Below are 12463 nucleotides of genomic sequence, written 5' to 3'. Positions count from 1 at the left end.
CGTACTGTTGAGGAGCGGTGTGAGTTCGAAAGTCTCACGCACCGTTCTGAATGGGAGGGTGACAGGGTGACCTGTCACTCGACCCTAACGGTTAACATTGAAGAAGGAATTCATCAATCAGGTTCTGCGGAAAGAGATCATGCAGCAATCAGTTATCTATCAAGAGTGGAAGGAAGAACTTCTCCAGTAAGGTCGGGAAGTCGGTCGTCAAGAAGGTCTTCAGGAAGGTCGCCAAGAAGGCGAACAAACCCTGATCCTCCGCCAACTCGCTCACCGCATCGGAGAGGTAGCTCCAGAAGTAAAATTGTCCATCCAAGCCCTAACCCTCAACCAACTTGAAGGTCTGGGTGAGGCGCTACTCGACTTTACTAAACCCGCTGACCTTGTGAACTGGTTACAGAAAAATCAAACGGTTTAAACGACCGATACATTCAACACTGTCCCACTTGCAGAACCTTGGATAAGACCATAGACGTAGGCAACATACACTGTACTGGGTTGTCATGCCAATGGTCTAAACAGGGCATACCTTTTCCCAGAACCTCATCACAGGAGTCTCACTCTTCCTGCGGACTAATCAGACAAAATAAAGTTCCAAATATCGACAGAGATAGGATTAAAGTACTATATTTTGAGGCATAGGACTCTGTTAAGCCAAAAAAGTTTCATTTAATTTATTTGGAACTAAAATATTCAGTCATTCATCATTTATCACTGCAAATCATTTTTTGGTGATAGCGATGATGACACCCTCATATCTACAGAAATCTTCAACAATTGCGCTAGTGAGTTTGGGATTAGGCACTGCTCTGATTAGCCCTTTTCTCACACTTCGTACGGCCTTGGCCCAAGCCCGTTTTTCTGATATACAAGGACACTGGGCGCAAAGCTGTCTTCAATCCCTGGCACAAAGCGGAATTATTAACGGCTATCCCAATGGCGAATTTCGTCCCAATGCCTCCGTCACTCGGGCAGAATATGCAACGATGGTCGTCAAGGCGTTCCCCAATGCCACCCGAAGCCGCACTGCCCGTGCCTTTACAGATGTTCAGCCGAACTTCTGGGCCGCCGATGCAATTGGAATTGCCTCTCAAACAGGATTCCTGACGGGTTATCCCAGCGGTGAGTTTCGTCCCTTCCAGCAAATTCCTCGAACCCAGGTTTTAGTGTCCCTCAACAATGGTTTAGGCTACACACCCACGGGGTCCGTGAATGCCACCCTTGGCAACACCTATGCCGATGTCAGTGCGATACCGAGTTATGCACGAGGTGCGATCGCATCTGCCACCCAAAATCGACTCGTCGTGAATTATCCTAATGTGCGCTCCTTAAATCCCGGTAGTCGGGCCACGCGAGCGGAGGTCGCCGCCTTTCTCTGCCAAGCCCTTAAAACGCCACAGCAAGCCTCTCTTATTTCTGACCAGTACATCGCTGGCGTTCCTATAGAGGGGTTGCAAGCCAGAACTGACATTCCGGTTTTCTACGATGTAGCGGAGAAAGTGATTGTCTCTCCCCAAGAGACAGCACCGCTGACGGTTACAGTCGCCCAGGACATTCAAGATCCTCAGGGCAATATCGTCATTCCCAAAGGCAGCACCATCACCGGCAGCCTCCAACCGCAAAATGGCGGGACTCAATTTGTGGCCAAGGAAGTCACAATTGATGGCAACCGCTATCCCCTAGAGGCTTCTTCTGAGATTATTACCCGGACAGTTAGTGCTCGCGATCCGAATTTGTTAGCCCTGGCTCGCAATGCTGTTTTAGGGGCAGGTGCCGCAGCAGGACTCTCTAGTGTAATCGGTGATGGCACCATCACCCCTGAAAAAGTCCTAACGGGCGCAGCGGTAGGGACAGCCATTGAAACCAATCGAAACCGTCCTTGGTTATCGGTGGCGAGAGATTCTGCTTTAGGCGCAGCTGCGGCAGCAGGGGTATCGACGGTAATTGGCGATCGCACTATCACTGCTGAGAAAATTCTGGCGGGGGCGGCTTCAGGCGCTACGATCGGGGGCGTGATTGATCCGGCGATGCAAGAAGTCGTGGTTATCGATCCACAAACCGATCTGACCTTACAGCTCGATCGTCCCTTTAATCGAGGCTAAGGGCTGTGTTCCTCGTTTTGCGATTGGATGGAACGAGGAACACCCGTTACCTATTGCAGGACATAAAGACCCACCATTTTCGTTGTCCATTAATGATATGAATGGATAGAATACCCCATTCTTCAAGACCCATGCAGACCAATCCCTCTCCCACCCATGTGCTGAGACCAGCCCAATCTCAGGATAAATGGGCTTTACAGCAAATGATTTGGCAATTTACATGGGATGAAGGGATTCAGCTCGATGTCCGCCTGTTTGGCTATGCTCTTTTCCGCATCGGACTGATTGCACTGGCGTTGTGGCTACAACTCTACTGGCGGCAACGCACGCTGATGGTAGACGTTCAATTTATTTTGACGGTTACCAGTGTGGTCACGGCTGGACTCGGACTATTTTTATTCAGCACGATGATGGGGCATTTGGTGTTGAGATTCTGTGGGGTTTTATTGAACTGGTCCCGCTTTCAGGTGATTGAACAGGACGGAGACATTGTGGGCTGTGCCCTCCTCAATGCCTATGCCACCCACTGCGAATTAGCCTACGTGTTTGTTAAACCGCAATATCGCCACCAAGGCTTGGGCTCCCGGATCGTGCAAACACTTATTCAGCAGACCTCGCAAGAGGTTTATTTAGCCTGTAAGCCGCGCGTAGTTCCGTTCTATGAACAACAAGGGTTTACGATCCAACCCTGGCAACAACTCCCCTCCACGGCCCAGCGGTGTTTTCAATTGTTCCGTCCCCATCCCCGTCTGTGGGGATTTCAGCTCTACTTTATGCGCTATATGGCCCCCTCAACAGCATCGATTCCAGAAGCGGCGACGGCAGAAGTCCCATTTCTCTAGTCCTGGCCTAACCTTCAAGGCATAGAGCCATCGATACTCAATCCGGCATGATGGAGTCACAGCGAACGTGCAAATCCTTTTGAGCAGACTAGTCTGCCGTCACCCTCGGGTGAGGCCAGGCCATGGTTAATGCCAAAAATCTGCAAACCTATGAATCGCGTGGTATTGTCCAGTACTACGCTCAACTCCAGGAATTACAAGCAGCAGAAGCAGCCATTTTGGCCCAACTCAACCCTCAGTTGCCCACCATGAGCATGCTGGATATGGGCGTAGGGGGAGGACGCACCACTCTCCACTTTGCCAAGCAGGTGGCCAACTACATCGGTATCGACTACTCGGCAAACATGATCCAAGCCTGCCAACAGCGCTTTGCAGACGCTATGGCTCCCGACGCGTTTACCGTGTGCGATGCCCGAGATATGAGTTGCTTTGCTGACAACACGTTTGATTTTATTCTGTTTAGCTTTAACGGCATTGACTATATTGAACATTGCGATCGCATCCAAGTTTTGCAAGAAATTCAGCGTGTAGGTAAACCAGGGGGCTACTTTTGCTTTTCCACCCATAACCTCCAAGGAATGGAACAGTTATTTGATTGGCGATCTCATCTTAGTTACAATCCGATTCGCACCTATATTGATCTATTTATGTGGGCATTTCTGAGAGGATTTAACCGTTCCTGCTCTCTCAAGCAACTCCACTCCTCTGTGTATGCAATGATCCGCGACGAACCGCATAATTTCCGTTTACGAACCTATCATATTCGCCCCCAAGCACAACTAGAGCAGCTGGCCTCGGGGTTTACAGATATCAAAGTCTATTCTTGGCAAGACGGCACTGAAATCAACCCTAGCGAGTTACCCTCCATCGTTGAAATGTGGCTGTATTACCTTTGCGTGATCCAGTGAGCCTTTAAGATTGATCCCAATGCTCCACAACAGCTGGATAAAGATCGAAAACAGGATGCTCTTGCAAGCTTCCCTGCGTACGACAGCTGACCAGTCGAAGGGATTTGAGCGTTCGCATGGATCTTAAAAAATGCGATTATGGTGCTAGCTCAACGCTCTTGCTTGTACCTATAGCCGCACGCCAGGCTGTCCCATTTCGTTAAGCCAAATTGCCCTCTATGACTGAACCCGAGAAGACTCCCTTAACCGGACCCGGTATTGGGCTGACGTTCTTGTACTACTTCAGCATGACTGTCATCATTGTCATGTTTGTGGGCTCTCGTTCTGCAGCCTTCACCTTTGCTTCTCCTGAACTGCGTCAGTACGGTACACTAGCAGGCCTAGTTGCTGGCCTTCTGGGCACCATTGTCAATCGCAATGTGGCCATGGATATCACGTTTGACAATCGCCGCAAATTTCAAACGCGCTTAACTCAAACACTGGCAACCATCGGCTTTGAACTCGAAGCAGTGGACGAAGACATCACAGATGATGAGACTAACCCTGAAGAAGAGGGCGCATATCTCAGCTATTTTCGGTCTGGTGTAGCAGGATGGTTTGCAGGCGGAATATACGTGGTGATATCAGATCGTGCCGCCACAATTTCTAGCCGAGCCATCAATATTCGGCGTCTCCGCCAGCTCCTATAAAGGGGAGACTTGGGCGAAGATCTACGATCTAGCGGTACCATGATCAGTATTTCTTGACCTCAAATCTGTCCTCCATCTTTTCTCCAAACCTATGGCTAATCCGGATCCATCCCAGGTACCCGCCTCTGATAACACAGAAGCAGCAGCACAATCTTCCCCTGCCGACCCATCAGCCGTAGAGACCGCTGAAGCGACTGAACAAGGTAGTACAGCCCGACAATTATTAGGGATGAAAGGGGCTGATACGGGCGACACCAATATTTGGAAGATTCGCTTGCAACTAATGAAACCCATTACCTGGGTGCCGTTGGTATGGGGTGTGATTTGCGGAGCGGCGGCCTCAGGGCACTTTACCTGGACCTTTGAGCATGTGTTGATGTCCGCCGTTTGTATGGTGATGTCGGGACCGCTACTGACGGGATATACCCAAACCATTAATGACTTCTATGATCGCGACATTGATGCCATTAATGAACCTTATCGTCCCATCCCCTCTGGGGCAATTTCTATCCCTCAAGTAGTGACCCAAATTTTGGTCTTGCTGGCCGCTGGTATTGGTGTGGCCTATGGATTAGATCGCTGGGCTGGACATGACTTCCCCACGTTAACCGCCCTGGCTATTTTCGGATCCTTTATCTCGTTTATCTACTCTGCACCCCCCATTAAGCTCAAACAAAATGGCTGGCTGGGTAATTTTGCCTTAGGAGCCAGCTATATTGCGCTGCCCTGGTGGGCTGGCCAAGCGCTATTTGGGACCTTAACCCCTAAGGTAATGGCGGTGACCTTAGCCTATAGCTTGGCCGGATTGGGCATTGCCATTATCAATGATTTCAAAGCGGTCGAAGGCGATCGCGAATTGGGTCTGAAATCACTACCCGTCGTGTTTGGGATTCAAAAAGCTGCCTGGATTTGTGTACTGATGATTGATGTCTTCCAGATTGGCATGGCTCTGTTCTTGATCAGCATCCATGAGAATTTATATGCGGTGATTCTTTTCCTGCTGGTCGTTCCTCAAATTACGCTCCAGGATATGTATTTCCTCCGCGATCCAGTTAAAAATGATGTCAAATATCAAGCCAGTGCTCAGCCTTTTCTAGTGCTAGGTACGCTGGTGGCTGGGTTGGCCATTGGCCACTCAGGCTTGTGAGGTATGATGCAAAGCACGAATGAGGGCAATACTCTAGATTCTAGTCAATGACAATATCGCTCTCTCAACATCGGGTGGACGACTCAGGTCACCCTCACCTGAGTTTGGGTAACGGATGATCTCATCAAACATTAATCTAGACTTCAGTGGATTTTTGGGTGGAGTCGCCATAGTAGACATAGTTGTGAAGTTAACACCGAGAGAATACTATGTCAGGCCATAAAGTCGTGATCACGTTGTACCGCTGGGCAGGAGCATGGGGTCCCTTCAAAGTTAAAATTCCGTGTGGAGAATGCACCCTGACGAAAGATGTCATCCTAGACACCGTGGCCCATGAGCTAGGGGATATTCCGGTAGAGCTAGAAATCCGCGAATGGTTAACAGAATGGTGGAAGCCCCTACTCAAGGGTGGATGGCATGCTCCGATTGTGATGGTGGATGGCAAAGTAATTAGCCAAGGTCACGCCCTCAATCGAGGATTACTGACACAGGCAGTAACGGCAGCCTACGCCAGTAAAGCGCCGATCCAAAGAAGCCATTTATTCGGCAAAGCCAGCTGTCCTCACTGTCAGCGTGCCAAAGCATATTTGGATAAAGCAGGGATTCAGTACACTTACCATGACGTGGTTCGTAGTCCTCGGGCACTCTACGAAATGTTGGCACGGGTGAAGCCCCTCGTAGGCCCTAAAACCCCGATCACGGTTCCTCAAATTTGGCTAGGGGGTCAATATATTGGGGGAGCTGATCGACTGGAGCAGGTTATGCGTGATCAAGGCTTGGTCAATCAGGAAGCTCTCTCTTCCCTATCCCATATGCATTGAGGGACAAGGTCATCAAGTGTTCATCGTAGAATTGGTCACCCTTAAAAAAGGCTTCCTGTTCGGTCCCATAGATATGGAAGCCAAAGGACTGATAGAGCTGGATAGCGATGACTTGTTGGGTGACAACTGTTAAGTTGACTCGCCTGAGGTCTGGAGTTCTGACGGCCTGATGTAAGGCTTGCTTGACCAACGCTCTGCCACAACCACGACATCGAAAAGCAGGCAAAACATAGAGTCCCGCTAGATAAGCACGATGTTTTTCATTCATCGCTTCATAGCGAGACAGTCGGATACTACCGAGAAGCTGCTGGCCTTGAAATGCACCCCAAAAACAACAATCCTGACTCTCGGCCAATCGAACAGCAGTTTCAGCGAGATTGGATTTTGTTTCGGGGAGTGAGCCGAAAGCAGGAGGCCGTTCATGCAGTGCACATAGGCGTACTGAACGATATGCTTCAGCATCAGCAGGTGTAAGCACCCGCGTACTGATACTTGCCTCTATGATTGGGATGTCGTCCATACAATGAGCATCATATTGCCTACTCTGCAATGATCGAAGACTTGAGTATCACTCATCTGAACCGATACTTTTTTGATGGTGGCGTTAGATTGAACTTATCAGAATTTAGTGAGAGCTAGAGAATGGTAGCTGTCGATTTAGAACAATATCTCAAAGCGAGTGAGGTTATTGACTGGCAACATCCTGATATTGTTGCACTGGCTCATCAATTGGCATCAGGCTATGAATCATCAACTGCAATAGCCGTTGGCGAAGCCCAGGCTCTGCCTGTAGGTCGGTCAAAGACCCTCGCCAAACACTCCTTCGAATGGGTCCGCGATCAGATTCGCCATAGTTCTGACTATCAGATGAATCCTGTCACCTGCCGTGCCTCTGAAGTTCTAAAACACAAAACAGGCTACTGCTTTGCCAAAAGTCATCTATTAGCCGCACTCCTCCGAGCCAATCACATCCCCGCAGGATTTTGTTACCAGCGACTCAGTATTGATGACCAAGGCGCACCCTACAGCTTGCATGGGTTTAATGCCATTTACTTACCGGATATCGGTTGGTATCGCGTCGATGCTAGAGGCAACAAACCAGGTGTCAATGCTCAATTTACACCACCCCAAGAACAGTTAGCCTTTCGCCTACAGTTTGCGGAAGAAGCAGACTTTCCAGTCGTGTTGGCTGAGCCATTGCCAATAGTGGTATCGGCGTTGCGATCGCACCCCACTTGGGATGAGATGCTCCGCCATCTTCCAGACATTCTCTTGAAATCTGCAAAGGGGTATGGTCTGGTGTGAGTGAAATGATAAAGCAGGTTTAGCTGTCCTGTAAACTCACAGTCTTTTCCCAGCCGTTATTATCCCTGACAATGTTTGATCAGGAAAAAATATCAGCAGCAAAATTCGCCTTGATTTGATGGAAAAATGTGAGGATGTTGACTAGGAGAGAGCAACCATGATGGAAAGCATTAAGATACGTCAGCGAGTAGGCCAAGATGGCATTCTGCATCTTGAAATTCCGATTGGCCTTACGGATCTAGACATTGAGGCAATGGTGATCTATCAGCCTGTCCAAGCAGAGATAACGGTTGGCTTGTCTTTAGAAAATCTCTATGGAATCTGCGCAGATGATCCTATCAACATTGATAATGAGGGGATTTCATCTGTGCTAGATGAAGATTTGGCGGGAGCTTTTGAGTAGAGATGCGCTACCTGCTGGATACAAATGTTTGTGTGGTGTATCTAAATGGTCGTTCTACATCAGTACGAGATCGCCTGTTAGCTACGTCTGCCAAAGAAATAGCAGTCTGCTCTGTGGTTAAGGCTGAATTATTTTATGGTGCTTTTCGGAGTAACAACTCACGGCGGACGTTAGAGCGACAGCAGGCATTTTTATCACGATTCGTCTCACTGCCGTTTGAGGATGAATCGGCTTTGTTAGCTGGACAGATTCGGGCGAAGCTAGCAAACGCAGGGACTCCGATTGGCTCTTATGATTTACAGATTGCTGCGATCTCTTTAGCTAATAATCTGATTTTGGTAACCCATAATACGCGAGAGTTTGAACGGGTTGATGAGCTACAGATTGAAGACTGGGAGCTTGGAGCATGAGATTAGAGCCTCCAAAAGGCTGGGTAAGCTGCTAAATGGAAGAAGTTATACAAGTTGTGAGTGGCGGTATAGGGCTAAAGATCTAACTAACTTCGTTGATGAAGATGGCATTCCTTGGACCCCTTCAGATGCCCAATTTACACCCTCCCAAGAACAGTTAGCCTTTAGCTTACGGAAGAGACAGACTTCCCAGCCGTGCTGGCTGAGCCATTGCCTATGGTGGTATCGGAGTTGCGATGGTCTTTGACCGGCCTACAGGCAGAGCCTGGGCTTCGGCAACGGTCATCACACCCCATTTGGGATGACATGCTCCGCAACCTTCCAGACATTCCCTTAGAATCTGCAAAGCAGTATGGTCTGGTATGAGTGCAATGATAAAGCGGATTTAACTGTCCTGTGAACGCACAGTTTTTTCCCATTTGCCGATAAATTTCTCAGCCTGTTGCACCAGGATTTTCAGATCACTGACGAATAGTGGCATCCATTCAAGTCTGTGGCACTTAGGCATCCTTCGGTACAGCAAACAGCGAAACTCGACCACACTGGGTACACAATCGCCCCCGGAGGTGACCGATCGTCGGAAAACGCTTAAGCCAAGTCGAACGCTCTGCATCTTCAGCGGCATATTGAAGTTGAAGGTGTTGACTGCCAGAACCCATTTCACTCAGGATTGCACCTCCTATTTTCGTGGCATCAACGATCTTGATCCATTCCGTTTCTCCACCACAGTCTCCACAGATGTAGTTCTTGTCGGCCATAATTTCCTCATCTTGATGGGGCGTATGTTCATCTGCACAATGCCTGCAATCATCACTCTCCAGAGCAAAAGACATCAATTATTAAGCGGATCGCGGCCCCCCTCAGTTCCTTTGCAATATAACGTCTCGCACCTGCAACGCAACTTTGCTGTGTCCGACTGCATGCAATCGTTATGCGTTTCTTGGATCACCCCATCAACCAACATTTAGTCCGCGTTGTATATGACTGGCATTTTTCCCTTCCACTCAGACCAGGTGTTTTTATCGGTTATGAGTCTTACCATAAAGTGACCTACGTTAATTCTGCTAGTAGTACCAGGGTCAAATATGGCACTTCGAATAGGCGAAGGGTATGCCTCGTAGTCAGTAACCTCGTTTTCATTCGTCAAGGTATCTGGGCGCACCACAGCCCATTCTATTTGCTGGTCTGTTGAGCCCACTTCAGTACGCAGAAAATCAGCGGCTTTTTCATTATCAACGTGAGGCGGTAACAACAGCCTTAACAACCAGATGACACAGGATTGAGCCAATGAAATTCGTTCAGGAATATCACGATTACTATTTCCGGTCGTATTCATCAATACAACCTTAACGGGCATGTCGGGGTGATTATCTCTCACAGCCTTACACAATCGCCGAATGGAATCTGTCACAAGTCGTTGAGGGTGCCCGTAAATGCCCTTAAAGGTCAAGTTATGCCCTAGGCACGAAGCAATTGCCTTGCACCCGACGGTTAGTTGAGCAATTTCGTCATCCCTAAGATCAAGCACACTAGCACGGACTACAGTTAGGTTTTCATGGTTGATAATTGAGCCAGAAATGCTGCTATTTGGCCTGATAACTGCCTTTACCGATTCCCCGCTCTCTAATAATTGTTTTACAAGTAAACTGCCGGTTGCTCCACTGGCCCCAACTACAAGAATTTCCATACTATCTTCGCATTAGTAAATTGATTCAAGCGACGCATCACTACGTTTATATGACAGATTGACGTATAACTCCCCTATCCAAAATATTAGACGTCAAGAGTCGTATAAAAATTTCCAAAAAGAAATTAGATATCAAGTGTCGTCAAATACCCCTAATTTGGATAGAAAAGCGATACGTTGGCAGTTTTCACTTCTCTATATCAAAATCTTGAAGAATCCCTCCCATAAACAATCATTTCATCTGCAACACAAGTAGATTGGTCATTTGAGTCAAGCTAAGCAATGACGATTAATGCAGGAAATTTCTAAAACGATTCTGAGAAAAAGACTTTTTATTTTGACAAGATATTCAGTACAGGGAAAATCGATATTTTGCTGAAATCATTATCTGGTGTATTGCTTAAGAATTTAGGGTTTTGGCAATAATTCCGAGAAAGTGTCATTTAATGCTGGAATGTACACTTTTCCTTGGAGTCCACCAAGCGGTATGGATTGGGGTAAAAAAATATCTCCCTAACACCAGTCAGGGAGATATTCACAGATTGAATCGAATTGAGCTTAGCTAGCGAGAGACTTGACGGTCTTCATAATGCCAACGGGGTCAATACCCTGATGAGGGAATTGCTCCCAAAGACCCCCACAGCCTTCTTCATGGGTGCCCAAGTAAGCAAACTTAGGAGACAACCCACGTTCTAGCAGCCAAGACCCGAAACGGCTACCTAATCCAGTCCGACGGTTGAAGGATTCAACCACCACTACAAAGGGCGCTGCGCCAATCTTCTTCATCATGTCTTCGTCGACAACATTGAGGGTGGACTTGTTGATTAGACCCACATCAATGCCTTCCTTCTTCAGACGCTCAACCGCATCCAAAGACCGATAAAGGGCTTCACCAAAGCTGACAATATAGCCTGCCGTTCCTTCCCGCACCACTTCGTCTTTGCCAGGGGTAAAGGTGTAGTTACCGGCATACAGTTCACCACCATTGGTATCTGTCAGGAGGGGCACCTTAGACCGAGTGGAGAAGATAAACCGAAGACCAGGATTGTCAAAGACGGACTTGACACAGGCCTTCATTTGGTTGGCATCGGCGGGGAAATAGAGCCGAGTCTCATAGCCATCATCCAAACCATTATCGGCAAACATATTGTTAATACCGAAGTGGCAGGTGTTATCGGCCATATCGTCAATGCCCGCATGGGAGAAGTGACAAAGCAAGTTGGACTTATTCAAGCGAGCCATGGTGATCTCAGAGATACACATCTCCAAAAAGGCACTAAAGGTAGCGAAGATGCCTTGCTTACCTGCGGCCATGCCGAAACCAGCCGCAGCAGACAGGTTACCCCGCTCTTGAATCCCACCACTGATAAAGATTTCAGGGTTGGCAGCCCGAATCTTATGGAGGCCACAGGAGCCTTCTAGGTCGCTATCAACCACCAGCACCTTAGCCTTACGGTCGGCTTCGCTCATGCCGCTGAGGACTTCCACCACTGCATCACCAAAGACGTTCCGGTTGGAGTCGTACTTCTCAGAAGCCCCGAGGAAGGTATAGTCCTGGCTAGGCTTAACCACACTCTTCAGGTTAGAAACCGCATCAGAATGACCGCGAGCTTCTAGATACTTAAGGGCGGCATCCACAGAGATCACGTCATGGCCGTGGTTAGATCCCTCCAGACCGTCAATTCCCACACACATGGCCCGCTTATTAATAACGGCCACGGGACCGGGGGTGTTAATCGCTTCACAAATGCGGGCGTAGAGGCCATCAATATCTTCGCCATCACCCTCTAAAACCTTAAGGCCATGACCTTCTAAGGTCTTTTTGACGCTAAAGCCAGGCAGATAGTCAGACGGGCTACCGGCAATGGTGATGTCATTATCATCAATCAGCAGCTTGACGTTGATCTGCTGGGCAACGGCTAAGCGAGCCGCTTCCGCATCATTTCCTTCTTGCTGGGAACCATCAGACCCTAGACAGAAGGCTGTTTTGCCAGGATTCGCGAGGGCAACACCATTCACATAGGGCCACATATGTCCCAATCGGCCAGAGCTAAATTTCACCCCAGGGGTAAGACCCAGTTCAGGGTGACCAGGCAAGGTGGAATTAGCGGCCCGATAACTCATCAACTGCTCGGCAGGTAAAGCGCCT

13 protein-coding genes and 1 pseudogene are annotated in these 12463 nt (G+C 48.5%); 10 read left to right on the top strand and 4 right to left on the bottom strand.

What is annotated here, in order from left to right:
* Positions 1-91: 91 nt before the first annotated feature.
* The 7 genes and pseudogenes from Q0986_RS22985 to Q0986_RS12895 all read left to right on the top strand — a co-directional run.
* A pseudogene (locus tag Q0986_RS22985) lies at positions 92-418 on the top strand (DUF4351 domain-containing protein); the annotation flags it as partial.
* A gap of 322 nt (positions 419-740) precedes the next feature.
* Positions 741-2102, top strand: a complete 1362-nt coding sequence (locus Q0986_RS12920; RefSeq protein WP_299410867.1) for an S-layer homology domain-containing protein — start codon at positions 741-743, stop codon at positions 2100-2102.
* A gap of 131 nt (positions 2103-2233) precedes the next feature.
* The gene (locus Q0986_RS12915) at positions 2234-2944 is read left to right on the top strand and encodes a GNAT family N-acetyltransferase (RefSeq protein ID WP_299410864.1); all 711 of its coding nucleotides are present in this window, start codon (positions 2234-2236) and stop codon (positions 2942-2944) included.
* A gap of 122 nt (positions 2945-3066) precedes the next feature.
* A complete protein-coding gene (locus Q0986_RS12910) occupies positions 3067-3852 on the top strand; it encodes a class I SAM-dependent methyltransferase (RefSeq protein WP_299410861.1) in 786 nt (261 codons plus the stop codon).
* 218 nt (positions 3853-4070) lie between these two features.
* Positions 4071-4541 (top strand): hypothetical protein, encoded by a 471-nt coding sequence (locus Q0986_RS12905; protein ID WP_299410858.1) that lies wholly within the window; start codon positions 4071-4073, stop codon positions 4539-4541.
* A gap of 91 nt (positions 4542-4632) precedes the next feature.
* Positions 4633-5688: a chlorophyll synthase ChlG gene (chlG, locus tag Q0986_RS12900; protein WP_299410856.1), complete on the top strand. Its 1056-nt coding sequence runs from the start codon at positions 4633-4635 to the stop codon at positions 5686-5688.
* Between the two features lie 209 nt (positions 5689-5897).
* On the top strand, positions 5898-6509 hold the full coding sequence (locus tag Q0986_RS12895) for a glutaredoxin (RefSeq protein ID WP_299410853.1): 612 nt from the start codon (positions 5898-5900) through the stop codon (positions 6507-6509).
* Here Q0986_RS12895 and Q0986_RS12890 read toward each other — a convergent pair.
* Positions 6469-7029: a GNAT family N-acetyltransferase gene (locus tag Q0986_RS12890; RefSeq protein WP_299410852.1), complete on the bottom strand. Its 561-nt coding sequence runs from the start codon at positions 7027-7029 to the stop codon at positions 6469-6471. The genes Q0986_RS12895 and Q0986_RS12890 overlap by 41 nt on opposite strands.
* Positions 7030-7151: 122 nt before the next feature.
* Here Q0986_RS12890 and Q0986_RS12885 point away from each other — a divergent pair, with 122 nt between their 5' ends.
* The 3 genes from Q0986_RS12885 (at position 7152) to Q0986_RS12875 (ending at position 8627) form a co-directional block, all read left to right on the top strand.
* The gene (locus Q0986_RS12885) at positions 7152-7814 is read left to right on the top strand and encodes a transglutaminase family protein (RefSeq protein WP_299410848.1); all 663 of its coding nucleotides are present in this window, start codon (positions 7152-7154) and stop codon (positions 7812-7814) included.
* A 157-nt stretch (positions 7815-7971) separates the two neighbouring features.
* On the top strand, positions 7972-8217 hold the full coding sequence (locus Q0986_RS12880) for a hypothetical protein (protein WP_299410845.1): 246 nt from the start codon (positions 7972-7974) through the stop codon (positions 8215-8217).
* A 2-nt stretch (positions 8218-8219) separates the two neighbouring features.
* The gene (locus tag Q0986_RS12875; RefSeq protein ID WP_299410842.1) at positions 8220-8627 is read left to right on the top strand and encodes a type II toxin-antitoxin system VapC family toxin; all 408 of its coding nucleotides are present in this window, start codon (positions 8220-8222) and stop codon (positions 8625-8627) included.
* A gap of 500 nt (positions 8628-9127) precedes the next feature.
* On the opposite strand, the gene Q0986_RS12870 is transcribed toward Q0986_RS12875, so the two are convergent.
* From Q0986_RS12870 to Q0986_RS12860, 3 genes are all read right to left on the bottom strand, one after another.
* Positions 9128-9460, bottom strand: coding sequence for a hypothetical protein (locus Q0986_RS12870; RefSeq protein WP_299410839.1), 333 nt, complete (start codon positions 9458-9460; stop codon positions 9128-9130).
* Positions 9461-9591: 131 nt separating this feature from the next.
* On the bottom strand, positions 9592-10314 hold the full coding sequence (locus Q0986_RS12865; protein WP_299410836.1) for an NAD(P)-binding oxidoreductase: 723 nt from the start codon (positions 10312-10314) through the stop codon (positions 9592-9594).
* A 558-nt stretch (positions 10315-10872) separates the two neighbouring features.
* A partial coding sequence (locus Q0986_RS12860; RefSeq protein ID WP_299410834.1) for a transketolase C-terminal domain-containing protein occupies positions 10873-12463 on the bottom strand: 1591 nt, incomplete at its 5' end.

The sequence above is a fragment of the Acaryochloris sp. IP29b_bin.148 genome (assembly GCF_028285565.1).
Taxonomy (GTDB): domain Bacteria; phylum Cyanobacteriota; class Cyanobacteriia; order Thermosynechococcales; family Thermosynechococcaceae; genus Acaryochloris.
The sequence above is the reverse complement of the archived record's forward strand: the minus strand, read 5'-3'. Positions and strand labels throughout refer to the sequence as shown.